General features: G+C 61.8%; 27 protein-coding genes and 1 pseudogene. 19 read left to right on the forward strand and 9 right to left on the reverse strand.

Annotation, left to right across the window (positions count from 1 at the left end):
• Window position 1: 1 nt before the first annotated feature.
• Window positions 2-763, forward strand: a complete 762-nt coding sequence (locus R0V12_RS06000) for an HtaA domain-containing protein (RefSeq protein WP_256005787.1) — start codon at window positions 2-4, stop codon at window positions 761-763.
• Here the strand turns inward: R0V12_RS06000 and R0V12_RS06005 are convergent.
• Window positions 760-1479: a DUF981 family protein gene (locus tag R0V12_RS06005; protein WP_320072307.1), complete on the reverse strand. Its 720-nt coding sequence runs from the start codon at window positions 1477-1479 to the stop codon at window positions 760-762. The genes R0V12_RS06000 and R0V12_RS06005 overlap by 4 nt on opposite strands.
• A gap of 4 nt (window positions 1480-1483) precedes the next feature.
• The gene (locus R0V12_RS06010; RefSeq protein WP_071573698.1) at window positions 1484-1720 is read right to left on the reverse strand and encodes a hypothetical protein; all 237 of its coding nucleotides are present in this window, start codon (window positions 1718-1720) and stop codon (window positions 1484-1486) included.
• Between the two features lie 805 nt (window positions 1721-2525).
• Here R0V12_RS06010 and R0V12_RS06015 point away from each other — a divergent pair.
• From R0V12_RS06015 to R0V12_RS06045, 7 genes are all read left to right on the forward strand, one after another.
• The gene (locus tag R0V12_RS06015) at window positions 2526-3620 is read left to right on the forward strand and encodes an ABC transporter substrate-binding protein (protein ID WP_320072308.1); all 1095 of its coding nucleotides are present in this window, start codon (window positions 2526-2528) and stop codon (window positions 3618-3620) included.
• Between the two features lie 398 nt (window positions 3621-4018).
• Complete coding sequence (locus R0V12_RS06020; RefSeq protein WP_256008433.1) at window positions 4019-5143, forward strand: ABC transporter ATP-binding protein; 1125 nt, start codon at window positions 4019-4021, stop codon at window positions 5141-5143.
• 9 nt (window positions 5144-5152) lie between these two features.
• Window positions 5153-6382: a DUF4032 domain-containing protein gene (locus R0V12_RS06025; RefSeq protein WP_070478637.1), complete on the forward strand. Its 1230-nt coding sequence runs from the start codon at window positions 5153-5155 to the stop codon at window positions 6380-6382.
• Between the two features lie 124 nt (window positions 6383-6506).
• Complete coding sequence (locus R0V12_RS06030; protein WP_320072309.1) at window positions 6507-7835, forward strand: ABC transporter substrate-binding protein; 1329 nt, start codon at window positions 6507-6509, stop codon at window positions 7833-7835.
• 82 nt (window positions 7836-7917) lie between these two features.
• On the forward strand, window positions 7918-8763 hold the full coding sequence (locus R0V12_RS06035) for a carbohydrate ABC transporter permease (RefSeq protein WP_320072310.1): 846 nt from the start codon (window positions 7918-7920) through the stop codon (window positions 8761-8763).
• A 3-nt stretch (window positions 8764-8766) separates the two neighbouring features.
• Window positions 8767-9645 (forward strand): carbohydrate ABC transporter permease, encoded by an 879-nt coding sequence (locus tag R0V12_RS06040; RefSeq protein ID WP_070361625.1) that lies wholly within the window; start codon window positions 8767-8769, stop codon window positions 9643-9645.
• Window positions 9646-9654: 9 nt separating this feature from the next.
• Window positions 9655-10323 carry a MusI family membrane protein gene (locus R0V12_RS06045; RefSeq protein WP_320072311.1) on the forward strand — a complete coding sequence of 223 codons (669 nt, stop codon included), beginning with the start codon at window positions 9655-9657 and terminating at the stop codon, window positions 10321-10323.
• Here R0V12_RS06045 and R0V12_RS06050 read toward each other — a convergent pair.
• The gene (locus R0V12_RS06050) at window positions 10320-11540 is read right to left on the reverse strand and encodes a dicarboxylate/amino acid:cation symporter (protein ID WP_070975436.1); all 1221 of its coding nucleotides are present in this window, start codon (window positions 11538-11540) and stop codon (window positions 10320-10322) included. The two genes, R0V12_RS06045 and R0V12_RS06050, sit on opposite strands and share 4 nt — an antisense overlap.
• 158 nt (window positions 11541-11698) lie before the next feature.
• On the opposite strand from R0V12_RS06050, the gene R0V12_RS06055 reads away from it, so the two are divergent.
• The 10 genes from R0V12_RS06055 (at window position 11699) to R0V12_RS06100 (ending at window position 20665) form a co-directional block, all read left to right on the forward strand.
• Entirely contained in the window at window positions 11699-12088 is a 390-nt protein-coding gene (locus R0V12_RS06055; RefSeq protein WP_256005797.1) for an SdpI family protein, read from the forward strand.
• A 248-nt stretch (window positions 12089-12336) separates the two neighbouring features.
• Window positions 12337-13836: an anthranilate synthase component 1 gene (locus R0V12_RS06060; protein WP_320072312.1), complete on the forward strand. Its 1500-nt coding sequence runs from the start codon at window positions 12337-12339 to the stop codon at window positions 13834-13836.
• Complete coding sequence (locus R0V12_RS06065) at window positions 13833-14414, forward strand: glutamine amidotransferase-related protein (protein ID WP_070361621.1); 582 nt, start codon at window positions 13833-13835, stop codon at window positions 14412-14414. The genes R0V12_RS06060 and R0V12_RS06065 overlap by 4 nt, the downstream gene beginning before the upstream one ends.
• 2 nt (window positions 14415-14416) lie before the next feature.
• Window positions 14417-15445, forward strand: coding sequence for an anthranilate phosphoribosyltransferase (gene trpD / locus R0V12_RS06070; RefSeq protein WP_320072313.1), 1029 nt, complete (start codon window positions 14417-14419; stop codon window positions 15443-15445).
• Entirely contained in the window at window positions 15438-16859 is a 1422-nt protein-coding gene (gene trpCF, locus R0V12_RS06075; protein WP_320072314.1) for a bifunctional indole-3-glycerol-phosphate synthase TrpC/phosphoribosylanthranilate isomerase TrpF, read from the forward strand. Before trpD ends, trpCF begins: the two co-directional genes overlap by 8 nt.
• Window positions 16852-18102, forward strand: a complete 1251-nt coding sequence (gene trpB / locus R0V12_RS06080) for a tryptophan synthase subunit beta (protein ID WP_256042358.1) — start codon at window positions 16852-16854, stop codon at window positions 18100-18102. The genes trpCF and trpB overlap by 8 nt, the downstream gene beginning before the upstream one ends.
• A 1-nt stretch (window position 18103) precedes the next feature.
• On the forward strand, window positions 18104-18961 hold the full coding sequence (trpA, locus tag R0V12_RS06085) for a tryptophan synthase subunit alpha (RefSeq protein WP_320072315.1): 858 nt from the start codon (window positions 18104-18106) through the stop codon (window positions 18959-18961).
• A gap of 14 nt (window positions 18962-18975) precedes the next feature.
• Window positions 18976-19323 (forward strand): Rieske (2Fe-2S) protein, encoded by a 348-nt coding sequence (locus R0V12_RS06090; RefSeq protein WP_070478614.1) that lies wholly within the window; start codon window positions 18976-18978, stop codon window positions 19321-19323.
• A gap of 53 nt (window positions 19324-19376) precedes the next feature.
• Window positions 19377-20351 carry a bile acid:sodium symporter family protein gene (locus R0V12_RS06095; RefSeq protein ID WP_070478612.1) on the forward strand — a complete coding sequence of 325 codons (975 nt, stop codon included), beginning with the start codon at window positions 19377-19379 and terminating at the stop codon, window positions 20349-20351.
• Window positions 20352-20464: 113 nt separating this feature from the next.
• Window positions 20465-20665 carry a hypothetical protein gene (locus R0V12_RS06100; protein WP_320072316.1) on the forward strand — a complete coding sequence of 67 codons (201 nt, stop codon included), beginning with the start codon at window positions 20465-20467 and terminating at the stop codon, window positions 20663-20665.
• Here the strand turns inward: R0V12_RS06100 and R0V12_RS06105 are convergent.
• Window positions 20662-21885, reverse strand: a complete 1224-nt coding sequence (locus tag R0V12_RS06105; RefSeq protein ID WP_320072317.1) for an HNH endonuclease signature motif containing protein — start codon at window positions 21883-21885, stop codon at window positions 20662-20664. The genes R0V12_RS06100 and R0V12_RS06105 overlap by 4 nt on opposite strands.
• A gap of 679 nt (window positions 21886-22564) precedes the next feature.
• On the opposite strand from R0V12_RS06105, the gene R0V12_RS06110 reads away from it, so the two are divergent.
• Window positions 22565-23008 (forward strand): hypothetical protein, encoded by a 444-nt coding sequence (locus tag R0V12_RS06110; RefSeq protein WP_320072318.1) that lies wholly within the window; start codon window positions 22565-22567, stop codon window positions 23006-23008.
• 331 nt (window positions 23009-23339) lie between these two features.
• Here the strand turns inward: R0V12_RS06110 and R0V12_RS06115 are convergent, their stop codons facing one another.
• The 5 genes and pseudogenes from R0V12_RS06115 to R0V12_RS06135 all read right to left on the reverse strand — a co-directional run bounded on the left by R0V12_RS06115 (window position 23340) and on the right by R0V12_RS06135 (window position 26841).
• Complete coding sequence (locus R0V12_RS06115; RefSeq protein ID WP_320072319.1) at window positions 23340-23684, reverse strand: hypothetical protein; 345 nt, start codon at window positions 23682-23684, stop codon at window positions 23340-23342.
• A gap of 92 nt (window positions 23685-23776) precedes the next feature.
• On the reverse strand, window positions 23777-24109 hold the full coding sequence (locus R0V12_RS06120; RefSeq protein WP_256005812.1) for a branched-chain amino acid transporter permease: 333 nt from the start codon (window positions 24107-24109) through the stop codon (window positions 23777-23779).
• Window positions 24106-24818: pseudogene (locus tag R0V12_RS06125) on the reverse strand (AzlC family ABC transporter permease). Before R0V12_RS06125 ends, R0V12_RS06120 begins: the two are co-directional and overlap by 4 nt.
• A complete protein-coding gene (locus R0V12_RS06130; RefSeq protein ID WP_320072320.1) occupies window positions 24819-25427 on the reverse strand; it encodes a YqgE/AlgH family protein in 609 nt (202 codons plus the stop codon).
• A complete protein-coding gene (locus R0V12_RS06135) occupies window positions 25420-26841 on the reverse strand; it encodes a CCA tRNA nucleotidyltransferase (protein ID WP_320073013.1) in 1422 nt (473 codons plus the stop codon). The genes R0V12_RS06130 and R0V12_RS06135 overlap by 8 nt, the downstream gene beginning before the upstream one ends.
• Window positions 26842-26970: the final 129 nt, after the last annotated feature.

Raw genomic sequence — 26970 nt, forward strand, 5'->3', positions numbered from 1 at the left:
TATGAAGAACACTGCACTTGCTAGCGGCGCCGCAATTGCCATCGCCGCATCCACGCTCATCGCCCCACAAGCCACCGCTGCCACCGCTGCCACCCAAGTCGCCAGCGGCACCTTCACCTGGCCAATCAAGCAGTCCCTCCTGCAGGAACTGAACAAGAACGCCAACCTGGTGACCGATGCCGGCGTCTACGCCAAGGACCAAGCCGTCTTCGACCCGAACGCCAACCTGGTCACCTTCCCCCTCGACGTCGCCGACACCCGCCTCGACGCCAACGGCAACGGCGTCCTCCACTTCGACGGCGAACTGAAACTGCACGGCACCGTCGCCCCCAAGGTCGACATCGACGACATCAAAATCACTATCACCGGCACCAACGCCACCATCACCGGCGACATCGAATCCGGAACGGTCATCGAACGCGAACACAACGACGTGGTCCTGGGCACCTTCCAACTCGACAACGCCATCGACCCATCGCAGCCCAACTTTGCCGCCAAGGCCCGCCCTGTCACCTACGGCATCGGCATCACGCCACTCGGCCTCAAAGCCGGCGAGACTCCATCCGACGCCAAGGCCGACCTCAACCTGACCTTCGGCAAGGCCGACCTGAGCTCCCGCCTCGACATCGACACCGAGGACAAGCTCAAAGCCGCAGGCATCGCCCTCGGCGTACTGGCTGCTCTCGGTGCCATCGTGGCCGTCGTAGCAGGGCCACTGAAGGACCTACTGCCGTTCGACCTGCCCGCGAAGCTGCCGTTCTAAAACAGCGGTTCACCCACCGGGTGCATCTCACCGCCACCCTGCAACGGCCACGGGAAGAACCCAACGTGGCCGTAAAACAGGGTCAGGCCGAGGAACACCCACATCATGCCGATGATGAACGTCACCGGCACAAACACCTTCCGGGCAACCGGGCTGGTCAGCACGAACGGGGAAAGCAACGCCGAAAGCCCCGTACCCACATACAAGGTAAACACCATAAACGGCTCAAGCATCGAGCCCGCCAACAAACGCGCAATCGGCTCAACCTCTGGTGGACGCCACTGACCAAAATGCATCCCGGCGATACCAAACATGATCAGGCCAAACCCACCGACCGCAGCCACATACAGAATCGGGCGGAGCGTAGCCACCCAGTCCAAATCGCGGATACCACGGTCAGCGCGATCCTCTGCGCGAAGCACGGCAACACCAACGGTAAGTGTCATCACACCGTAAAATGCGGCCGGTTCACCAAACGTCACATTATCGACCGCACAACAGAACACACCCTCGATCTGTTCCAGCGGCCACGTGAGCATCATATGCACACCCGTCATCCCGAGAAACGCACCGAGGAACACGAACGCCCAGCCAAACCCAGACACTGAGCGGTTTCCGACTTTCTGCAACGCACGCATGAACAGCGGCACCATCAACATAATTACACCGACGACCAGCCCCATCGTCGTGTTGTACGTAATACCTTGCATCAACATGGCCCTAGCTCCTCTCCGCCAACAAGTACTGACGAATCGTCATCAACGCAATCATCGAGCAAAAGGCAATCGTCCACGTCAGCGCCCCAAGGTCCTCACCCTTCACGCCGCCCATGACCCAGAAAAACAGCCCGCCGACGACCACAAAGATCGTCAATAGCACCCAACTCGCCGTGAGAAGTTTCGACGCCCACCCCTGCGTCTGATCATCAACCGGCACCAGCTCTTTGCCTACATGCATAGTTGTCCTACTTTCACTCAAGAACTGCAGTACGCACGTACTGCTAAAAAATGAGGATATCCTAATTATGGCGTTTACCTTGGAATATTTGCTTCTTTTCCCGCGGGCTTTACAAGGGAGAAAATTTGGCTATAATAAATGTCGAGCCTCCTGCCCACGGATTCCCCCCGAGTCCGGTTGAGCACTCAACACCCCCCATTTTCGAGTGCGAGAGCGCAGGGGGTTCACTCTTTTTCTTTTCGAGGTTCCCGCACCAAATTCCTGGATTTTGGGAAGTGGCGTTGGCAAAAGCCCAGGTCGGGGGTCGGCCAGGTGGGAATGTGGTGCGTACACAGAGGCCTCAGTGCCAAGAGGCGCATGTTTGAATTCCGGCCTCCGCATTTCCGCAGGTCATAAATGTGCTAGAGGTTATCGGTTGCGTTGTTTGGCACTGGCACGAGGGGACTGACACCAAATCCCTGATTTTTGGGAAACGGCGTTGACAAAAGCCCAGGTCGGGGGTCGGCCAGGTGGGAATGTGGTGCGTACACAGAGGCCTCAGTGCCAAGAGACGCATGTTTGAATTCCGGCCTCCGCATTTCCGCAGGTCATAAATGTGCTATATGTTATCGGTTGCGTCCTTTGGCACTGGCACGCCGAGATACGACACCAAATCCCGGAATTTTGGAAGCGGCGTCGGCAAAAGACCAGGTCGTTGAGACTGCGTGAGGGAATTTGGTGCGCGGGGAGGGGCGGGTTCGGGCATGGGGGTGTCGGTGGGTACACTGCTGGCGTAATCACAACCCCTAAGAAGGAGTCCTTTCCTATGCGTCACCACGCCGTAGCCGCAACGTTGTTGACCGCAACACTGCTGGTCACCGGGTGTACCACCGAAAACTCAGCAGAAAACTCAGCCGAAAACACAGCCGAGGAGACGACCCAAACAACCCAGGAGGACACGACCCGCCTGCTCACGGACATCGACGGCACAGACGTGCGGGTGCCGAAGCAGGTGACCCGGTTGGCGGACACGTGGGACGTGAATAACCAGTTCGTGCTGATGCTTGGTGGCGGGGACACCCTGGTGGCCACCACCGAGGAAGCGAAGCGGCTGCCGTGGCTGACGAAGATCTACCCGCACGTGACTGAGCTGCCGACGCCGGCGTCGGGAACTCGGCTCAACGTGGAAGAGCTGAAAGAGATCAACCCCGAAATGCTCCTGACCTCCTCGAAGGAACAGGTCGAGGCGGCACGTGCGCAGGGGATCCCGGCGGCGAGGGTCGACTTTGATGACTTTGAGCAACTGATGAAGTCCGTGCGCATTACGGCGAACGCGCTGGGCACCGAGGAGGCCGACCAGAAGGCGACCGAGTACGTGACCTACATGGAGCGCAACCTGAAGATGGTCGCGGACCGCCTGGGCGGCATGCCGGGGGAGAAGAAGCCGAAGGTGCTGCATATCGTTGGCGGGGAGGACGTCACGCAGGCGGACGGGCCGGACTCCCTGGTGGGGGAGTGGATTGCAGCGACGGGGGCTCGCAATGTGATCGAGGAGGTTGTGGACGTCACGACCGTCACCCCGCAAGACATTGTCGACGCCGCTCCGGACTTCATCATCGTGGGCGGTATGGAGGCGCAGCTGGGCGTCGATAAGCTGGTGAATGATCCTGCACTGGCGAACGTGCCTGCGGTGAAGCAGGGCAACGTGGTGAAGAACCCGGTGGGGACGTCGAACTGGGGCCGCTACTCGGCGGAGGAAGCGCTGCAGCTGCTGTGGGCAGCGAAGCTGTTCCACCCGGAGAAGTTTGAGGACGTCGACCTGGTTGCTGAGACGCAACAATTCTACTCAACGTTCTACGGATACGAGCTGAGCACCGAGGACGCGCAGCGGATCCTGGACGGCGAGGGCCCGGCGGCTTAAAAAAATTCTAAGAAGGCAAAGAAAAACCCGGCACCTCGTGTTCTAGGTGCCGGGTCTCTGCTTCGAATTTCTCTACTTGGGACTATACGGAACCAGCTGCGAAAAAGGGGAATACCCGTGAGAAAATCGGCCTAAACTTTAAAGACAGGGGACAACGAAGGTTTCTTAACTTTCTCTTAATTTCGCGCTGACCTTGGGGTATTCCAAATAGAAAAAAGTTTGAAAAACGGGGACACGTCACGCAGTTCAGCCCCGTACGGGGGGAGGATGTAACGGGGGTAGCGGGAGTGTGACTCGCGACATAGCGAGTATGGGCTTGTGATTCCAGATGGTAGGTTAAGGGAGTACCTTATCCCCACTACGGAACGTTCGGCACGTACCTGCCGATGGAGGACCACATGGCATCAGTAACTTACGACAACGCAACGCGCATCTACCCGGGTGCGACCACACCGAGTGTCGACAAACTCAACCTTGAAATCGCGGACGGGGAGTTCCTCGTCCTCGTCGGCCCGTCCGGCTCCGGTAAGTCGACCGCGCTGCGCATGCTCGCCGGTCTCGAGGACACCAATGAAGGCCACATCCGCATCGGCGACCGCGACGTCACCCACGTCAGCCCGAAGGACCGCGACATCGCGATGGTCTTCCAGAACTACGCCCTGTACCCGCACATGACCGTGCGCGAGAACATGGGCTTCGCGCTGAAGATCGCCGGCATGGACAAGGCCGAGATCGACAAGCGAGTGGAAGAGGCTGCAAAGACCCTCGACCTGACCCAGTACCTCGACCGCAAGCCGAAGGCACTGTCCGGTGGTCAGCGCCAGCGCGTGGCTATGGGCCGCGCCATCGTGCGCAAGCCACAGGTCTTCCTTATGGACGAGCCACTGTCCAACCTGGACGCGAAGCTGCGTGTGCAGACCCGTACCCAGATCGCGAACCTGCAGCGCCGCATGGGCGTAACCACGCTGTACGTCACCCACGACCAGACGGAAGCCCTCACCATGGGCGACCGCATCGCCGTCCTGAACTTCGGCGTCCTGCAGCAGGTCGGCACCCCGCGTGAGCTCTACGATCACCCGAACAACGTCTTCGTCGCAGGCTTCATCGGCTCCCCGGCCATGAACCTGTCCACCTTCGACGTTGACCTGAACGAAAAGGTGGCCAAGCTCGGCCGCGCCTCCATCCCACTTTCCGACGAGCACATCTCCCACCTCACCGTGGAAGACGACGGCCAGGTCATCCTCGGCTTCCGCCCAGAGTCCCTGCAGGTCGTCGACGAGACCGCGAAGCACTCCATCCCGGTCGAGATCGACTTCGTGGAAGAGCTCGGCTCCGACTCCTACCTGTACGGCCACCTCGCAGGCGGCGGCTGGAAGGAAGAGGGCCTCGAGGAGGAGACCTCCGGCCAGATCGTGGTGCGCACCGCGCCGCTGTCCGGCATCATGAAGGGCGACGTCGTCCACGTCCAGATCGTTGACGGTGGGCTCCACGTATTTAGCAAGGCAACCGGCCAGCGGATCTAAGGACACACATTGCGCGAGAAACTCAGCGTTGTCTCGCCCGTCTACGCACCGACGTTGCTGAAAATGCCGTGGGCGCAGCCACTCGAGGACTGGTCCTCCGACCTCCTCGCGGCGCTGCCCCGCGGCATTTCGCGACACACGGTGCGCCTCATCGAAGCCGACGGGCTAGTTTTCGCAGTCAAGGAAATCGGCGGGGAAGTCGCCTACCACGAGTACAACATGCTCCGGAGGCTCCAAGAGCTCGACGCCCCCTGCGTCGTCCCCGTGGCCGTCATCACGCACCGCGTCGACGAAAACGGAGAGGAACTCACCCCCTGCCTGGTCACAGAGCACCTGCGGTTCTCACTCCCGTACCGCGACGTGTTCTCCCGCGACATCACCGTCGACACCATCAACAAGCTGGTGCGCGCCCTCGCGGTGTTGCTGGTGCGCCTGCACCTGCTCCACTTCTACTGGGGCGACGTCTCACTGTCCAACACCCTGTTCCGCCGCGACGCCGACCAGTTCTCCGCCTACCTCGTCGACGCCGAAACCGGCGAATTCCACGACCCCATCTCCGACGGACGACGCCTCTACGACGTCGACGTCGCCCGTGTCAACATCATCGGCGAGATGATGGACCTGCAGGCAGGCGGCTACCTCAGCGAGGACGTCGACGTGATCACCCTTGGCAACGATATCGCCTCCACCTACAACGAACTGTGGGACCTGATGACAGGGGAGCTCATCGTCGAAGGTGATGCGTTCGGGGCGATCGCTGGGCGCGTCGCAAAGATTAATGAGCTGGGCTTCGACGTCGGCGAAGTCGAGATCGAACACGACGGGGAAGACACCTACCGGGTGATCATCGAGCCCGCCGTGTTCTCCACAGGCTTCTACCAGAAAAAGCTGCTGCGACTCACCGGGCTGGAGGTGCAGGACCGGCAGGCACAGCGCCTCCTCGGCGAGATGGAGGTCTACCGCGCCGTGCGCTACGGCGGCAAGCTCCCCCTCGAAGCCGTCGCGCACCGCTGGATGGTGAAGAACTACGAACCCATCGTGGAACTCATCCCGCCGCAGCTGCGCGAGAAGCTCGAACCCGCGCAGATTTTCCACGAAATCCTGGATCACCGCTGGTTCATGAGCCAAAACGACCAACGCTACGTCACCTTGGCCGAGGCGGCGCAGTCCTATTTCGATCATGTGCTGCCGGGGCATCCGGACGAAGCAATCGTCTATAAATTACCCCCGGAGATGTGACGCGGGCCATAATGTTTGCCGTGCTCCATAAATGGTCACTATACTGAGGTAGTACCTTATAACGCGCCGTGAACCGCATCGGGTAACGCTGGCAAGGAGCACGGCTACACATGAAGGATGGCCCATGAAGAAATTCACGCGAGCTTTTGCCTCAACCGCTGTCGCAGCACTGGCAGCATCCGCCCTCGTCGCCTGTGGCGGCGGTGGCGACACCGAAGGTCCGAACGTCTACTTCCTCAACTTCAAGCCTGAGCAGGACGCGACCTACCAAGCAATCGCCGAAGAGTACACCGCAGAAACTGGCGTCCCAGTCAAGGTCGTCACCGCGGCATCCGGCAACTACGAGCAGACCCTGCGCACCGAGGTCGGCAAGTCCGACGCTCCGACGCTCTTCCAGATGAACGGCCCAACCGGCTTCAAGACCTGGAAGGACTACACCGCAGACCTGTCCGACTTCTCCCTCGCGCAGGACCTCAACGAGGACGTCACCCCGCTCACCGCGGAAGACGGCACCGTGCGCGGCATCCCGTTCGCAGTTGAAGGCTTCGGCATCATCTACAACGAGGACATCACCGATAAGTACTTCGCACTGCCAAACCCGGCAGTCGCCTCCATGGACGAAGTCAAGAACTTCGAATCCCTGAAGAAGCTCGCCGAAGACATGCAGTCGAAGAAGGACGAGCTTGGCATCGACGGCACCTTCGCCTCCACCTCCCTCACCAGCGGTGAGGACTGGCGCTGGCAGACGCACCTGGCCAACGGCCCAATGCACTACGAGTTCGAGGACCTCGGCACCACCGACGCAGAGGACGTCACCTTCAAGTACAACAAGGAGTTCAAGAACCTCTTTGACCTGTACCTGAACAACTCCACCATCGCGCCGACCCTGGCACCGTCCAAGGCAGTCTCCGACTCCATGGCAGAGTTCGCACTCGGCCAGGCAGCCTTCGTCCAGAACGGTAACTGGGCATGGTCGCAGATCGCCGACGTGAACGGCAACGTCGTGAAGGAAGACAAGATCAAGTTCCTCCCGATGTACATGGGCCTCCCAGATGAGGAGAAGACCGGCATCAACGTCGGCACCGAGAACTACCTCGCCATCAACGCCAAGGCCCCAGAAGAGGACCAGCAGGCAACCAAGGACTTCCTGAACTGGCTGTTCACCTCCGAGGCAGGCAAGAAGCACGTCATCGAGGACCTCGGCTTCATCGCACCGTTCAAGAACTACACGGAGACCGACGTCCCAGCAGACCCGCTGGCACGCCAGGTCCAGGAAGCCATCTCCAACACCGAGCTGAGCACCCTGCCATGGGACTTCCAGTTCTTCCCATCCCAGCAGTTCAAGGATGACTTCGGCGGCAACCTCGCCCAGTACGCATCCGGCAACATGGAGTGGGCAGACGTCGTCGCTAAGTTCAGCGAGGACTGGAAGGCCGAAAAGGGCTCCAACTAAGCACTGAACATGTTGTAAACCAGAGCGCGGGGTGTGCGAACAGCGCACTCCGCGCTTTTTATTCCCCAGATAGGCACCACAAATGCAGCAATCACTGAAGAAATATTTCCCAATCTTCGTACTGCCGACGCTGCTTGCGTTCTTGATCGCCTTCCTTGCCCCATTCGTCATTGGTTTCCTGCTGTCATTCACCAGCTTCCACACCATCACCGACGCAACCTGGGTAGGATTCGACAACTACGTCCAAGCGTTCCAAGCGCGAGAAGGCTTCGTCCGAGCGTTCGGATTCACCGCCCTCGTCTCCATCGTTTCCATCATCACCGTCAACGTCTTCGCGTTCGCAATCGCCTGGACACTGACACGGAAACTCAAAGGCACCAACTTCTTCCGCACCGTATTCTTCATGCCGAACCTCATCGGCGGCATCGTCCTCGGCTACACATGGCAGTCCATGATCAACGCCGTGCTCGCCCAATACGGCACCACGATCGTCTCCGACTGGAAGTACGGCTACCTCGGCCTGGTCATCCTCATTAACTGGCAGCTCGTCGGCTACATGATGATCATCTACATCGCCGGCCTGCAGAACGTGCCACCAGAGCTCATCGAAGCAGCAGAACTCGACGGCGTCTCCAAGTGGGAAATGCTCCGCCACGTGACCATCCCAATGATCATGCCGTCCATCACCATCTGCCTCTTCCTGACCCTGTCCAACACCTTCAAACTCTTCGACCAGAACCTCGCGCTCACCAACGGTGCACCAGGCGGCGCAACCGAAATGGTCGCTCTGAACATCGTCAACACGATGTTCCTGCGCAACAACGTCGAGGGCGTCGGCCAAGCAAAGGCCGTCATCTTCGTCGTAGTGGTCGTCGTCATCGCAATGTTCCAGCTGCGCGCAACACGCAGCAAGGAAGTGGAGGCATAACCCATGGCAACCAAAACAAAGGCACCCGTCACCGCCTCCGAGGCGAGCGTCAGCGGCCCAGCCAAAGTACTCATCTACGCGGTGCTGGTATTCCTCACCGTGGTCTTCCTCGGACCAATCGTGTTCATCTTCCTGAACTCCTTCAAGCAGAAGTTCGCGATCTCCAACAACCCATTCGCCATCCCACTCGGCGACATGTGGGCCGGATTCGAAAACTACATCACCGGCATCCAAGGCGAAGGCTTCGCGTGGGCCATCGTGTGGTCCTTCACCATCACGATCCTCTCCGTCGCCTCCATCGTCTTCTTCTCCTCGATGACGGCCTACTACATCACCCGCGTGAAAACGTGGTGGACGTCCACGCTGTACTACCTGTTCGTGTTCTCCATGGTCATCCCGTTCCAGATGGTGATGTTCCCAACCGTCACCATCGCCGACCGCCTCGGCCTGGCCAACCCGCTCGGCATGGTGGTGCTCTACACCGGCTTCGGTGCAGGCCTGTCCGTCTTCATGTTCGCCGGCTTCGTCAAGTCGATCCCGCTCGAGATTGAAGAAGCAGCAACCATCGACGGCTGCAGCCCACTGCAAACGTTCTTCCGCGTCGTCCTCCCGATGCTCAAGCCAACCGCAGTGACCGTCGCCATCCTCAACGCAATGTGGGTCTGGAACGACTACCTGCTGCCATACCTCGTCATCGGCCTGTCCACCCCATACCGCACCATCCCAGTGGTCATCCAGCAGTTCGTTGGGTCCCAGGGCAACCGCGACATGGGCGCAATGATGGCAATGCTCGTGCTCGCCATCGTCCCGATCATCATCTTCTACATGTCTTCCCAGAAGCACATCGTGGAGGGTGTCGCAGCTGGCGCCGTGAAGGGATAACATTCTGGCGTGAGCCTTTTCAATCCCGATTCCCGATTTATGTCCGCCTTCACCTTGATGGCGGACATTGTCATTGTCAACATGCTTTTCGTCCTGTCTAGCCTGCCCATCGTGACGGGCGGCATGGCGATCCGCGCGGCGAACGTCGTCACCGGCTACATGGTCGAAGGGCGCGGCTCCCGCTACGGGCTGCACTACCTCCGCGAGTTCCGCTACGGCGGCGGCAAATTCGGCGGCGCCTCCACCCAGTGGTGGGGGATCCTCGTCGCCATCGGCCTCGGCGTCACCTACCAACAGTGGGTCATCTTTCAAGCAGGTGTCGACGGCCACCTCCTCAACCTCACGCAAGGGCTCACCCTGTCCGGCATCCTCATCATCACCGGCATCAGCGTGTGGTTCTTCGCGCTCCAGGCGCAGCTGGACCTCCAGGCGACCTCAGAAGGGCAGCAAAAAGCGCCCCTGGGCGAAACCCTGGGGCGCTCCGTGATCCTCACGTTCCAGCAACTGCCACGCACCCTCGGCGCACTCCTATGCATCGGGGCGGCGGCATCCCTGCCGCTGTGGACCTCAGTTGCCGTGTGGATCCCCGCCTACTTCTTTTTGGTGCCGGCGCTCACGCTGTTTCTTGTACAGCTGCTCGTCGCGGCACCGCTCGGGCGGGGACTCGCTAGCGACTAGGCGTCCTGCGCCTGAATCTCCTTAGCGCGTTCCATATCCTGCGTGACGATCTTGCCCTTCGCGAAACGGTTCACAATCATCGCGATCGCACCGTCACCGGTCACGTTCGCCGCGGTGCCGAAGGAGTCAACCACAATGTAAGCGGCGATCATCAGGGAAATCATCGACTCGTCGAAGCCCAGGTTCGCCTGCAGCAGGCCAACCGCGGCCATGATCGCGCCACCAGGCACGCCCGGCGCAGCGATCATCATGATGCCAAGCAGCAGCACGAAACCAACGACGGCGCCACCGGTGATCGGCAGCTGCGCCATGAACACAATCGCCAGGGCGTAGAGCGTAATCTTCATCATCGAACCAGACAGGTGAATCGTCGCGCACAGCGGCACGATGAAGCCCGCCACGTTCTCGTCCACCTTGTTCTTCAGGGTGGACTGGTAGGTTACCGGAATCGTCGCCGCGGAGGACGACGTACCCAGCGCCGTGAAGTACGCCGGCAGCATGTTCTTCAGCGCCGTGAACGGGTTCTGACCAGCCACCGCACCCGCGATCAAGTACTGGCCCAGCACAATCACGATCGTCATGCCGACCGAGAGCAGCAGCACCACGCCGAACGCGGCCATCGTCGAACCGAAGTTCTCGTTCATAGCCAGGTTCAGGAACGTACCGAAAATGAACAACGGCAGCAGCGGAATAACGAAGCTCTGGACCACCTTCATAATCACGTCACGCAGCTCGTTGAGCACCTCGTGCATCGTGCGGGACTTCACCGTGGTCATCGCGATACCAATCACGAACGCGAGCAGCAGCGCCGACATCACCTCAAACGGTGCAGGCATCTCCACCTCGAAGAACGGCGACAGGCCGCCCTCGGAGGGGTCGTCGATATCTGTACGCAGCTGCGTACCAGCCAGCAACGTTGGGTAGAGTGCTGAAGCCACACCCCAGGCAATCAGGCCGGAAATGATCGTGGATCCGTAGGCGACCCCGGCCGTGATACCCAACCACTTACCCGCGCCCTTGCCCAGGCCCGCAATCGCGGGGGCGATCAGGGAGAAGATGAGGATTGGGACGAAGAATCCCAGGAAGTTCGAGAACAGGCCGTTGAACGTCACGAAGACGCGCGCGAGCCAGTCAGGAAAGAAAAAACTGCACAGAAAGCCGGCGACGATCGCCACGACAATCCAGAAGAGCAGCGAGCTCAACACTTTCGATTTCATTGTTGCACCTTTAATACGAGGCGATGGACAGATCCACAGGCGAAAAACCTGTGATGGTTATGCTATACGGTATGTTGCTTGCACAGAGCCCTAATGGGCCATTTTCTGACACAAGTTCCATAAATACTATCATTGGGATACTCCTTATAGTATTCACTGTGGCACTTCTCATACCAGGCGTCCTCGCGACCGCCGGGAAGCTGCCCGGCAACGGCGTGATCGGGCTGCGTGTACCGGAAGTTCGCAAGCACGAGTCCACCTGGCGCCAGGCCCACCGCGTCACCGGCCCCTTCTGGGTCCTCGCCGCAGTCGCCTTCGCCATCGGCGCCGCCTTTGCATTTATTGCATACGGGTGGATGTGGATTCTCGTCGCCGTGGCGGTCATCGCCGCACTCGTGAGCATCTCCGTCGGCGGCAACTTCGGGGCCCGCGCCGCCGCGCTTGTCGACGCCGCCCTGGACGCCTCAGACTCAGACTCCTCAGACGAGCCCGCCGTGGACCTCGGCGCACTGCGTAAGGCCGCCGGGAAGGCGGACGAACAGCAGTAGCCGTTTTATATTCACGCTTTGCGCTGGGTGTTTGACGGTTTTGCTCCCCGCGCCCGATCTTTCCGCTAGCTTTGCAGCTATGACTTTCACGACTCAGAAGAACTGGTGGTGGCTCCCCAACACGGCGAGCCGCCTTCTCTAGCAACTTCTCGAGTCTCAACAACGGCCCGCCGCTTGTAACCACAAGCACCGCGGGCCGTTTGCTTTGGCTCACACGCCCTCGGTGTACCAACACACGAAGGACGACCATGAGCACACATACCACCCGCCGCGTGAAGTACCACGCGGACGCCGCCAGCCTCTTCGCGCACCTCGGCGGCACCACGACCCGGGACACCGTCCTGCTGGAATCCGCCGACATCACCACCCGCTCCGGTATCCAATCGGTCGCGGTGCTGCGGGCCGCGGTGCGCGTCACCTGCTCGGGCAGCCATGTACACGTCGAGCCGCTGACCTCCTTCGGGCGCACGGTGGCCGATCGCGTACGGGAGCAGCTGGGGGAGTACCACGTTGGAGAGAACGTCTACGCGTTTCCGCCTGTTGCCGCTGCTGTTGTTGCGGACGAGCGCGAGCGCCTCACCGCCACCTCCACCGTCGAGGTACTGCGCGCGCTCAGCCGCTTCGGGTTCCTCGCCGGCGGGTTCGCCTACGACTACCTCGAAACCTTCGAGGAGCTCCCGGCCGTCGCCGACGGCGCCAACACCTACCCCGACTACCAGTTCGTCCTCGCCGAAGTGCTCCTGCGCATCGATCACCAATCACAGACCGCGACGCTCAGCGGAGTTGGGATTGACGCGCTCGCCGAGCGTATCGACGCCGCTTCGCCCACACCATTACGTTCCTCGGAGGAGGCCGGCGGCACCCTGGTTGCTCGCGCCGACATCCCCGATGCCACGTTCTGCGCCGACGTGGAGCGACTTAAGGAGCACATCTACAACGGGGACATCTACCAAGTCGTGCCCGCCCGCAGCTTCATCGCCGACTGCCCGGACGCGTTCGCCGCGTACCTCCAACTGCGCGCGACTAATCCTTCGCCGTACATGTTTTACCAAAGGGGCGTCGATAAGCATGGTGACTCTTTCGAGCTGTTCGGCGCCTCGCCCGAGTCCAACCTGAAGTACACCAACGCCGACCGCGAGGTGCAGCTGTACCCGATCGCGGGGACGCGGCCGCGCGGGCTCGCCGAGGACGGGACGGTCGACCACGAGCTGGACACGCGGATGGAGCTGCAGCTGCGCACCGACGCCAAAGAAGTCGCCGAGCACACCATGCTCGTGGACCTCGCGCGCAACGACGTCGCCCGCGTTGCGGAGCCCGGCACGCGGCGAGTTGCCGAGTTGCTGCAGGTAGACCGGTATTCGCGCGTCATGCACCTCGTGTCCCGGGTCACCGCGCGGCTGGCTGGGGACCTCGACGCGCTCGACGCGTACCGGGCGTGCATGAACATGGGCACGCTCACCGGGGCGCCGAAGCTGCGCGCGACCTCGCTCATCCGCTCGCTCGAGGGCGCGCGGCGCGGGTCTTACGGCGGAGCAGTCGGCTACCTGGACAGCAACGGCGACTTTGACACCTGCATCGTGATCCGTTCTGCGTACGTCACCGGCGGGAAGGCGATCGTGCAGGCAGGCGCTGGAGTCGTGCGCGACTCCAACCCGCAGTCCGAAGCCGACGAGACGCTGCACAAGGCGTACGCGGTACTCAACGCGATCGCGCTGGCCGCTGGCGCAGAACTGGAGGTCATCAAATGATTGTGCTGCTGGATAACCAGGACTCGTTCGTTTACAATTTGGTGGACGCGCTTGCTGAGTATGAGTCAGTAGTGTTTCGTAACACTGTTGATGTTAACTCAATACTGGCGCTGGATCCTTCACTGATCGTGCTTTCACCCGGGCCCGGGTACCCCGGCGACGCCGGCTGCATGCCCGAACTGATCCGCCGGGCACAGGGCAGCGTGCCGATGCTCGGCATCTGCCTCGGCTACCAGGCCCTTGTGAAACACTTCGGCGGCACCGTCCAGCCCTGCGGGCCCGTCCACGGAGTCTCGGACACCATGAGGCTGACCTCGGAAGGGCTTGCGTGCGGGCTCTTCGACGGCATGACCAGCCAGCTCAGGCGCGACGTGCCCGTAGCACGTTACCACTCGCTCGGGGCTACGGAAATGCCTGCAGGGATGCACGCTTTGGCACGCACCGGGGACATCGTCATGGCCGGCGCAACCGACGACGGCATGTCCATCGGGCTGCAGTTCCACCCCGAATCGATCCTCACACCCGCAGGCCCAACGATGCTGCGCCGGTGCGTCGACAAGCTGAAGAAAGGAAACTAACCATGGCAACCGAACGATCCCTCACCATCCTCAAGCGCTTCCTGGACAACCGGGAGCCGACACTCGAGGAAGCCATCGAGGCATTCACCCCGCTCACCGTCGGCGACTACGACGACGTCCACATCGCAGCACTCCTGGCCACGATCCGCACACGCGGCGAAACCTTCGCCGACATCGCCGGCGCGGCTCGCGCGTTCCTCGCCGCAGGCCGACCGTTCCCGGTGACGGGGGAGGGGCTGATGGACACCGCCGGCACCGGCGGCGACGGCGCGAATACCATCAACATCACCACCGCGGCGTCACTGGTCGCCGCCTCTGGCGGAGTGCCCATGATCAAGTGCGGCAACCGGTCCGTGTCCTCCAAGTCCGGCTCCGCCGACGTCCTCGAGGCCCTGAACATCCCACTCGACCTCGACCCTTCGCGCGCGGTGCGACAGTTCGAGTCCTCCAACTTCACCTTCCTCTTCGCGCCGGCGTACAACCCGGCCATCGCGCACGTGCAGCCGGTGCGCAAGGCGCTGGGCGTGTCCACGCTGTTTAACACGATGGGGCCGCTGCTCTCACCGGCGCGGCCGGAGTACCAGATCATGGGCATCGCCAACCCGGCGCAGGGACGCGTCATCGCTGAGACGATGCGCGAGCTCGGGCGGGGGCGCGCGCTCGTCGTCCACGGCGCGGGCACCGACGAGCTGGCGGTGCACGGCGAGTCGCAGGTCTGGGAGCTGGGCCGCGACGGTTCCATCACTGAGTACGTGCTTACGCCGGAGGAGCTCGGCCTTCAGCGCTGCTCGCTCGAGGACCTGCGCGGCGGCGACGGCGTGGAGAATGCCGCCGCCATCCGTGCAACCTTCGCGGGGGAGGGCCCGGCGGCGCACCGCTCGGCCGTCGCCGCCGGTGCGGGTGCCATGTTCTACCTCAACGGCACAGCGCCGACCATCGCCGACGGCGTCACCCACGCCCTCAACCTGCTTGCCGACGGCACCGTGCAAGCATGGTTGCAACGACACGAGGAGGCTGATTACAGTGCCTAAACAACTACCCACCGTGCTCGAGGGGATCGTGGCAAGCCGACGCGGCGATCTGGCAGCGATCCGCGAGCGTCTTGCCCACGTGAATGTCGCTGCACTCCCACGCTCGGAGCGTTCACTCTACAACAACCTGAAGCGCGAGGGCACCAGCTTCATCATGGAATGCAAGTCCTCCTCGCCGTCCCTCGGCCTGATCCGCGCCGACTACAAGCCAGGGGAAATCGCCTCGGTGTACTCGCGCTACGCCGCCGGCATCTCCGTGCTGTGCGAGCCCTCCCGCTTCGGCGGCGACTACGACCACCTGGCCACGGTCGCCTCAAGCACGCACCTGCCCGTGCTCTGCAAGGACTTCATCATCGACGAAGTCCAGGTCTACGCCGCGCGCTACTTCGGCGCCGACGCCATTCTGCTCATGCTCTCCATTCTTGACGACGCCAGCTACGCCCACCTCTCCGGCCTCGCCGAGTCCCTCGGGATGGACGTGCTCACCGAAGTGATTAGCGAGGAGGAGGCCGTGCGGGCTAGTCGACTCGGCGCGCGGATCTTCGGCGTGAACCACCGGAACCTCCACGACCTGTCGATTGACCTAACGCGCTCCGCCCGGTTGGCGCGACTCGCTCCTGCCGAAGCGGCGGTGGTGTCGGAGTCCGGCATCCGGTCCGTGGAGACTGTGCGTCAGCTCGGCGGGCACTCGGACGGGTTCCTGGTCGGGTCGCAGCTGACCGGTCAGCCGGACATCGACCTGGCCGCCCGGAAACTGGTGTACGGGCCAAACAAGGTGTGCGGGCTGACGTCGTGGAGCGCCGCGCAGGCCGCCAAGGCGGCGGGCGCCGTGTACGGCGGGCTCATCTTCGAGGAGTCGAGTCCGCGCAATGTTTCACGTGAAACATCGGCGGACATCATCGCACACGAGCCGGGGCTGCGGTACGTCGCGGTTTCCCGCCGCACGTCCGGGTACGGCGAACTGGTCCAGCCGGGCATCCACGCGGTGCAGGTGCACGCTCCGTACCAGGGATTGCTCGAGGCAGAACGCTCCCTGGTCGAGCGGGTGCGCGCAGAGATCGGGGAGGACGTTGAGCTCTGGAGGGCGGTCTCCATGACTTCAGGGGCTGGCGTGGAGGTTGCGCTGGGGATCCGAGGGGGCGTCGACAAGCTGGTGCTCGACGCGCGCGACGGCGGCTCCGGCGAGACCTTCCGCTGGGCCGACATCCCGGACGAGGTGCGCGGCGACTCGCTCCTCGCCGGCGGGCTGCACCCCGACAACCTTGCGGACGCGCTCGCCGTCGGCTGCTCCGGCGTAGACCTCAACTCGGGCATCGAATACCCTGCTCAGGCCGGGCGTAAGGACGCGGGCGCGTTGCGGCGGGCCTTCGAGATCATCGGCAACTACCACTACCCAAGGACAGAAAATGACTGATTACACCCACGGCGGCAGCACCATCCTGCCCGCATACTACGGCGAATTCGGCGGGCAATTCGTCCCCGAATCGCTCCTGCCGGCGCTTGACCAGCTCGAGCGAGCGTTTGTCGACGCCCTCGCCGACGAGAGCTTCATGGCCGAATACCGCGCGCTGCTGCGCGACTACCTCGGCCGACCGACCCCGCTTACCGAATGCCGCAACCTGCTCCTCAACGGCGCGAACGCCCGCATCTTCCTCAAGCGGGAAGACCTCGTGCACGGCGGCGCACACAAGACGAACCAGGTCATCGGCCAAGCACTACTGGCGAAGAAGATGGGGAAGACGCGCATCATTGCCGAGACCGGCGCCGGCCAGCACGGCACCGCGACCGCGCTCGCCTGCGCTTTGCTGGGTTTGGACTGCGTCATTTACATGGGCAAGACCGACATGGCGCGGCAGGAGCCAAACGTTTACCGCATGCGGCTGATGGGTGCTGAGGTAGTGGGCGTCGACTCCGGCGCCGGCACCCTGAAAGACGCCGTCAACGAGGCACTACGCGACTGGACCGCCACCTTCCACGAGTCACACTACCTGCTCGGCACCGCTGCCGGACCGCACCCGTTCCCCAAGATCGTCAAAGAGTTCCACCGCGTGATCTCCGCCGAGGCGAAAGCCCAGATGCTTGAGCACACCGGCGGACTGCCGGACGTCGTCTGCGCCTGCGTCGGTGGCGGCTCCAACGCCATCGGGATGTTCGCCGAGTTTATCGACGAGGAGGGCGTCGAACTCGTCGGCGTCGAACCCGGAGGAGAGGGCGTGGGCGTCGGCAAGCATGGCGCCGCGATTGCCGCCGGAACCGTCGGCATTCTGCACGGCACGCGCTCCTACCTGATGCGTGACACCGACGGCCAAGTTGCTGAGTCTTACTCAATATCCGCCGGCCTGGACTACCCTGCGGTCGGACCCGAGCACGCACACCTTGCCAAGACGGGACGCGCGCAGTACGTTCCCGTCACCGACGAATCCGCCCTGCGTGCGTTCCAGTTGCTGTCACGGCACGAGGGCATCATCCCGGCGCTCGAGTCCTCGCATGCGTTGGCGTACGCGCTGCAACGCGCGGCGTCCCACCCAGCTGACGCGGAACCGCTCACAATCCTCGTTTCCCTTTCCGGCCGCGGCGACAAAGATGTCGCTCACGTCCGTAGAACACTCGCCGAACACCCGGAATGGGTTGAAAATGTACGAAAGGAGACCAACTAACATGTCCGCCCCTACAACGTCACGTTACGAAAGACTGTTCGCCTCCCTACAGGAAAAGGGAGAGGGAGCATTCGTCCCATTCATCATGCTTTCCGACCCAACCCCCGACGACGCCCTCCAAATCATCGACGCCGCCGTCACCGCCGGAGCCGACGCCCTCGAACTCGGCGTCCCGTTCTCCGACCCCGTCGCCGACGGCCCCGCCATCCAGGCGGCACACGTGCGGGCACTCGATGGCGGAGCGACCGTCGATAAGGCACTGGCACAAGTTCGGACGATCCGCGAGCGATACCCCGACCTGCCGATCGGCATGCTGATCTACGCCAACGTCGCCTACGTGCGTGGTCTTTCCTCGTTCTACGAGGCGTTCCGAGAGGCCGGCGCGGACAGCGTGCTACTCCCGGACGTCCCTGTGCGCGAATCGGTGCCGTTCAGCGAAGCTGCTCTTGCCGCGGGTGTCGACCCGATCTACATCGCCCCTGCCAAAGCCAGCCCGCAGACTTTGGAGGGCGTCGCCGCCCAGTCCCGCGGGTACATCTACGCCATCTCCCGCGACGGCGTGACCGGCGCCGACAAGGAAGCCTCCGTCGACGGCCTTCGCGAGGTAGTGGACAACGTGCAAGCATACGGCGGCGCCCCGGTGCTGCTCGGGTTCGGGATCTCCACACCGCAGCACGTCGCGGACGCAATCGCAGCCGGGGCAGTAGGCGCAATCACCGGCTCCGCGATCGCGAACATCGTGGCCAGATACACCGAACACACGCACCCGAACCCCGCGCGCATTACGGACATCGACGCGCTGACCGCCGAGCTGTCCTCCTACGTCACGGCAATGAAACAGGCTACTATCAGGGCATGACTTGTTCACGACGCATGTTCCTCCTCGGCACCGCCACCACCTTCGCCGGCGCGTTCCTCGCCGCCTGCGGATCTGAACCAACCGCCGAGGTAGCCAAAACCCAAGTACCGGTCGGCAGCGCCGTCATCCTCGACGGCTTCATTATCGCCCAACCGACCGCCGGTGAGTATGTCGCATACTCCCAAACCTGCCCCCACCAGGGCCAGAAGATCACCAAGGTCGATGGGGACACTGTTCGCTGCACCGGCCACGGCTCCGTCTTCAGCATTATCGACGGCTCCGCAGTCTCCGGGCCAACGCAAAATCCACTGACCCCAGCGCAGCTGACAGAAGAGGGTGAGACGCTGAACGCGTCGATGTAAAACTGCTGCTTTCTCGGCCTGCCTGGCGTGGCCTGCGTGGCTATCATGTGTGCATGCCAGGTTTTCTTCGCCGTATTGACCCCTTGCTCCTCGGCATCATCCTCGCCGCGGTACTCGCGTTCATTGCGCCCGCCCGAGGCTCGTTTGCCGAGGGCTTTTCCATTGCTGTCAAACTTGCAATCGGTCTGCTGTTTTTCCTCTATGGTGCGCGTCTTTCCACCCGCGAGGCGCTGCAAGGTTTGACGAATTGGCGCCTGCATTCGATCATCCTCGCCTTTACGTTCATCGCGTATCCTTTGATCGGCCTGGCCATGCGCCCCACAACCGCGTTCATTTCCGACTCGGTATACCAGGGGATCCTCTATCTTTGCCTGGTGCCGTCGACTGTCCAGTCCTCGGTTGCACTGACAGGCATCGCGCGTGGCAATGTGCCGGGAGCGGTGGTGGCGGCGAGCCTGTCGTCGATAGTTGGTGTCGTAGCGACGCCCGCCCTCGTTATGGTCCTGATGGGTGCCGACAGTGGCATTCATATCGATGCATCCGTGTTCCGGAATGTTGCATTACAGTTGCTCCTTCCTTTCGTGCTGGGTCAGGTCGCTCGGGCAGTGGTGCCTGGTGTTGCTGGCTTCGCTGCGCGGAAAGCTACCAAGCTTGTTGACCGCGGGTCCATTTGGATGGTCGTGTACTCGGCGTTCTCAGCCGGTGTTGTTTCTGGCGTGTGGTCGAATGTTTCTGCGCTCGAGTTGGTCTTCCTCTCTGCGTTCGCTCTGGTTCTGGTTTGCGTCATGCTGTGGGTGACGCGGGTTGTCCCGGAGGCCTTGAGGTTCTCGAGGGCGGACACGGTAGCCATCCAGATGTGCGGGACGCAGAAGTCTTTGGCGGCGGGGCTGCCGATGGCGTCGGTTATCTTTGGCGGCGGTCAACTCGGTGTGCTGATTGTGCCGTTGATGGTCTACCATCTGATTCAGTTGATGACGTGCTCCGCGTACGTCTCGCGCCTTGCCCAAACCACAGCTTCGAAGGAATAGTTTCACGTGAAACATTACGTCCGGATTCATTACAGCGCTCCAGATCTTGGGGAGAGCTTCTCAATATTGCCGAACTTGAGGAGCTGAACCCTCGCGAATGTACGATGGTTCGGATGATCGAGCTGGACCCGAGCGAGACCATTACTGGCATTTATACCGACGGCAAAGTGATTGGTCAGGCGAATGAGCCGATGTCTATCGTTCCGCACCCAGACCTGTACGCACAGTTCGAGGGCATTTCTGCGACAGCCATTGCGGTAGAGGAGTTCGAGGCGCTGTGGGCTGAGGCTTGTAGTCTGCTGAGGCATGCTTAAACCTTGGGTGTGTCCCAATCCCACGTCGGTGCGGCTTCATCCGCAAACGAATCCACACCCCACCCATCCAACTCAATCTCGGCAGCATCATCGCGATACCCCACCCGACCAGGCTCACACACCCACTGCTCACCACTTACAAACCGGAAATACAACACAGGCCCAGGCTTGACCACCCGAATAAACCCATCCGTGACCAACGAATGACACCTCGAGCACAACGGCACCAAATTCTCCAAATCCGTGGTGCCGCCCTCGGCCCAATCCCGAATATGATGCATCTGCAAGAACCTGGTATGCCCACAGCCTGGCACCGCGCACTTATGCCCCCACATCCCTAACAACACCTGCACCTGCTTCGGGCTTGCAAGCCTGCGTTTGCGCCCAAACTTGATCACCTGCCCGTCGGCGTCATAGAGCACACCCATCAAATCTGCATGATCTACCAGATTGGCAAGCCGTGCGGCAGGAGCGGCCATGTGATTCGGTAAAAACGCCCGCCCATCTGATGTCATATGCACCATCACTTGTGCTGCCGGCGCCATCGTTGCATGCTTAGCGGCCCCGGTGCGCACCATGTGCACCATCCCCATCAGTGATTGCAGCATTAATCGTGCCGGTGGCAGCCCGAAGGTCGAGCGCATCATCTGCGCATCAGCCTCATCCATCGCGTTGTCGTCCGCATAGGCGTGTGCGCCTGCGCGCAGGGCTGCTTGAAAGGCCACACCGTCGGTAGCGTTCATGCAAAACCAGCCGCGTAGGTATTGGCCGTCTTCGCGGATGGTCAGCCCGCAGTGTTCACCAGCATCCTCGGGCTGTTTGTCGGTGGGGGTTGCGCCTGCCAGGGCGTGTACGAGGCCTTGGTAGCCAGATTCGGCGGCTATTTCTACGAGTTCGTGTTGGTTTGTGTCGGTGGCGTAGTCGAGCATGTAGCGCACGCTGGTGTAGTCGATGGTTCCTTGTCGCAGCGCGTCGAGGATGGTGGGAAAGGCGGTGAGTTTGCGTGCGACGGCGGCGTATTCGTAGGCGCGGGTGCGTTTCATTTTTAACACTCTGGCAAGCCATGCCCCGGTAGAAGCGCAGCCGTAGTGCTCGGCGAGGTTATGGGTGTCGAATTCGGCGATCGCGGTCAGTATTTCCGCATGTGAGTAGGCGAACATGCGTGCGTTTGCATGGATGGTGTTGACGATTGATTCTGCGTCGATGGTGGTGGTGTGCATGGTTCCCCCTGGTGTTTTGGCTGTTTTGTTTAGTATACGTGTTCGAATGATGGTGTCAAGAGGTTTATCCAAATATTTGTTGGTGGGTGTCCGCGCGGTGGACAGTGCGCGGGGCGCTTTGCGACGCCACTTTCGAGCACGGGTGTGTGGGTGGGTGTCCGCGCGGCGGACACCTTGATGCAATCGTTGGGGTCTTGAGCTGAACTCGCTCTGTCCGCGCCGCGGAATGCTACTGGAGTCGACTAAAGCTTCGTTGGAGTCCGCGCGGCGGACTGTGCGGGAGGTTGGGTTGCAACAACGGATAGATTGTCCGCCCCGCGGAATGCGTGCTTCGCCGATGCAATTCGCGAAGTGGTGTCCGCCCCGCGGAAAGTGAACAATACTGGGTTGCAACAACGGCGAGTTGTCCGCCCCGCGGAATATCGAAACACGCAATCACCTGTCCGCCCCGCGGACAATCGGAGCCGTTCGACGGCCCCATGGGAGTAGCAAGTTCTCAACCCACTCTGACCTATTGGTCCGAGCCCGCGCAGGGCAGGGGAGCGCTGTTCCCAAATCACCTCTCGGAATCATTTGATCTCCGAAGTAACGCACAGGACGTTCCGATCGATGTTAGTTGCAGACATGCCAAAACTTTGGCGAGTCCCTAACTTTAACCGATCCCACAAAGGAGCTACCCATGAAGCGTTTTACCTCCGTAGCAGCTGCTGCAACTCTGTCCCTGTCCCTGGTCGCTGGCCCTGCATTCGCGGCTGAGGCTCAGCCTTCCGACAAGGATGCCAAGGTCGGCTCGTCGGTTGCCTTCGCGAAGTGCAAGGCGAAGGCTGAGGTCGCAGAGAAGGAAAAGAAGGCTGAGGCGAAGAAGAAGGCAGCTGATGCACAGACTGCTGGTGACATCGCTAAGAACAAGGCTGATCAGACTCGTCAGGAGATCCGCGAGGAGCTGACCTCTTCTTCTGACGAGCTGGATTGTGTCAAGGAGCTGATCAACGACAAGGATTACAAGGCAGGCATTCTCGGTCTCCTGATCGGCGTTCCGGCTGCGCTCGTTGCACTTCTTGGTGTCGTTGCTGCAGTCTCCGGCGTCATTCCGGGCATTCAGCTTCCAGCGCTGCCGTTCTAATTCACTTATCGACGCCACATTCTGACCCAGCCTCTCGTATAAGGCTGGGTTTTTCAATTTGATTGGCGCCTATTAATTCCCAGTCAATAGCTCGGCCCCATCAACCCGCTCGTGGATCATCTCAGCCCCACACCACACTGTTGAGTGACAATAAATATAGGCACAACATCCCCTGGGAACGCTTCGGACGAGGCAAGTAAGTGGCAGAAATTGAAGCTTCGCCCCTACCAAGACTATGGACCAGTCTAACGTATGTGACGTTATTAAACCCTGTGGCATATACGCGAAAGCGCCCGGCCCGAAACCCGAGCCGAGCGCTAAATCTTGAAATCTACTTTGCGTTTAGTGCCAGGAACGCAAGACCACCAAGAGCCGCAACACCGAGCAAGGAACCCCAGATGATGTCGAAGGTGCGACCCATGGGCCAGCCCTTCTTCTCGTCGTTTTCAAAGGAACTTTGCAATGCGGCGGCGCCGAACAGCGTCTCTACAGCTGCTTGATCGTAATCCGCCTGGTTTTCGGCACCGGCCAGCTTGCCTGCTTGCAACAGAGCCAAAAGACCAACCGACGAGGTGACTTCGTCATCGTTGCTTGACGTGTCTGCAGCACCCGCCGGAACAACAGCGAGCGAAAGGGCAGTGGTGGCTGCGATGGCAGCGGTAGCGAAACGCTTCATGGGAATCTCCTGAATACAGAGGGCGATATTGCCAGGCTTTTAACAACAACCGCTAATGTATCAGGCAGTTTCTAACTCAGCAACACTTCTATTCACAAGACAAGGTTGACGAGCGCCACGTACAACCCCGTGCCGACCAGGATGGAGAGGGCGGGGGAGCGTCGCCAAGCGTGGAGGGCGAGCGTCACGAAGCCGACGAGCACCCCGGTCCACACGGGCTGGTCGGAGCTGGTGAAGGTGTACAGCACGAGGACAATCATGACACCGACGGGCATGTAGAGGCGGAGGAAGTCGAGAAGGGGGCTGCCGTCTAGCCACCCGCGGAAGGCGAAGGGCAGGGCACGCAGAAGCACGGTGACCACGGCGATCGGCAAGATGACGGCCCACACCATGGGCAGATCAACGCCGGCGGGAAGTCCGTTCATCGCTTCCACTCCAATCGCTTATCGACGCCAGGTACCCAGAACCGAACCAGCAGGACCAGGAAGTACGCGATGAGCGCTACCATCAGCATCTGCCCGGGGACGACGAAGGCTGCAACGAGCCCGATCCCAGCGGCGATGAGCACGGCGCTCATGTCGCGGGATGCCTGGAACGCTTCGTAGGCGAGGACGATGAACAGCGCGGTCAGGGCGAAGTCCATGCCCTCGATTGTGCCGGGAAGGCGTTCGCCGGCAAGCGCCCCGACGAGCCCGGACACGACCCAGAGCGCCTGGCACATCACGTGGATGGCGATGAGGCGCGGCCCGGTGTAGCGCGTGGTCTGCTGCCGGGCACTGATGACGGCGTAGGCTTCGTCGGTTAGTGAATACATCGAATAGAGGCGGCCGAAGGTCGAGCGGATCGCGTCCCGCGGGTAGGTGAGGCCGTAGAAGAGGTGGCGGAAGTTCACCATGAAACCCGTCATCGCGGCGGAGGCGGGGCCGACCCCGCCGAGCACCATCGGGATTGCGAGGAACTGGGTGAGCCGGCGTAGATAAGCATCGAGAAGACCGGTGTCCACCACCAGGCGAAACCAGACTGCACCATGAGCAGGCCGAACGCCAGACCGAGTGGCACAACGCCGAGGCCCACGAGCCACATGTCCCGCACCCCGAGGCCGAGTTCTCGCAATGTTTCACGTGAAACATTCATCTAGTTGTCCTCGATGTCCGATGGGAAGGTGGCGAAAAGGGGTAGAGGCATGGGCTGGCGGCGTAGGACGTCGGCCCACAAATCGACACTCGCGGGTGTGATGACGTCGGAGGGGAGGGCCGGGGCGACGTACCAGTCGCCGCGTTCGATCTCCTCGTCGAGCTGCCCGGCGTCCCACGAAGAGAACCCGGCGAAGAGGCGGAAGCCCTCCAGCAACTCAGAGAAGGAATCAGCCGGCTCATGCATGTTGACGTGCACCAGCTTGTTCGCAAGGCGCGTCAGGGTCGGGTGCTCGGCGATATCCACATCGTTGTGCGTCACTCCCAGGCCCACGGCCGCGTTCGGGCTGACGGGTCCACCGTAGTACATCACCGGCGGCTCGCTGGCGAGCGCTTCCCACTCTGGCAGCACGTTCACGACGGCGGCGTCGGAACGACGATTCAAGATGACGCCAAGCGTGCCCTGCTCGCCGTGCTCGATCACCAACACGACCGTGCGGGCGAACTCCGGCGAATACATCCCCGGGGCGGCGACGAGCAGCATGCCACTGTCGGGTTCCGTGCGTTCGAGTGACGTAAACAGGCGGTCACCGAAGAAATACTCAGGCATTACGTTCCTCCCACCAAGACTTCAGCGCAGCGACGGCCTCGCCGTGCTCGAGTTCGCCGCGCTCCAGACGTAGTTCCTTCATATACTTCCAGGCCTCGCCGACCTCCGGGCCGGGCTTAAGATCCAGGATCTGCATGATTTCGTTGCCGTCCAGGTCAGGGCGGATGCGCGCAAGATCCTCCTGCTCGGCGAGCGTCGCGATTCGCTCCTCGAGGTTCTGGTACGCACGCTGCAGGCGGCGCGCCTTGCGTGGGTTTCGCGTCGTGCAGTCGGCGCGCACGAGTTTGTTCAAGCGGCCGAGGAGGTCGCCGGCGTCGGTGACGTAGCGACGCACCGCCGAATCGGTCCACTTGCCTTCGCCGAAACCATAGAAACGCATGTGCAGGAACACCAGTTGGCCGACATCGCTGATGACGTGCTTCGGGTACTTCAGCGCGCGGAGGCGCTTGCGCACCAGCTTCGCACCCACGACCTCGTGGTGGTGGAAGCTCACGCCACCGCCTTCCTTGAGGGCGCGGGTGGCGGGCTTGCCGACGTCGTGAAGCAGCGCAGCGAGCCGCAGCTTGAGGTCGGGGCCGTCGTCCTCGAGCTCGGTGGCCTGTCGAAGCACTGTCAGTGAGTGCGCATAGACGTCCTTGTGCTGCATGTGCTCGTCCTGCTCGAGCTGCAGCGCCGGCACCTCAGGCAGCACGAACTCGGCGATGCCGGTGCGAACCAGCAGGTCAATGCCGTCCCAGGGGGCGATGCCACACATGAGCTTGTCCAGCTCGGCTTGGATCCGCTCGACGGTGATCCGCTCAATCTCACCTGCCATGTCGCGCATCGCGTCGAAGACGCGCGGGGCAACCTCGAAGCCGAGTTGGGAGGCGAAGCGAGCAGCGCGCAGCATGCGCAGCGGGTCGTCGCGGAAGGAAATCTCGGGGGCCTGCGGGGTGTCAAGGCGGCGTTGGAGCAGGTCACTGATGCCATCCACGGGGTCGTGGAAGATTGGGCGAAGTGCGCCGTCGACCACATCGAGCTCGATGGCCATCGCGTTGCAGGCGAAGTCGCGCCGAATGAGGTCGCCGTCGAGGGTGTCGCCGAAGGTCACCTCGGGGTTGCGTGTCACGCCGTCGTACAGGTCGGAGCGGAACGTCGTGATCTCCACCTGCTGCCCCTCGCGCACGGCGGCCACCGTGCCGAACTCGATGCCGGTGTCCCAGGTCGTCTCGCCCCACTCGTCGAGAATTTCCTGCACGGTGGGGGGCAGGGCGGACGTCGTGAAGTCGAGGTCGTGCCCGAGCTTGCCAAGCATCGCGTCGCGCACGGGCCCGCCGACGAGGTAGAGGTGCTCGCCGCGCTCCACGAAGCGCTGGGCGAGGGGCGTCAGCAAGCCACTCAGCTTTTCGACGCCCTCTTCGGCCCGAACCTGCAACGCCGCGACGGCGTTCGGGTCGGAGGGGTCGGGGAGGTCGAACGGGCACCGGTGTGTTTCTTCAGTCTTTGTCACCTCTCACACGATACTTTGCTTCCCTGGTGCTGTTAAGTACCACAAAGGTGGCCA

Origin of the sequence: Corynebacterium sp. UMB2355A (assembly GCF_033877495.1) — a bacterium.
GTDB lineage: Bacteria > Actinomycetota > Actinomycetes > Mycobacteriales > Mycobacteriaceae > Corynebacterium > Corynebacterium pseudogenitalium.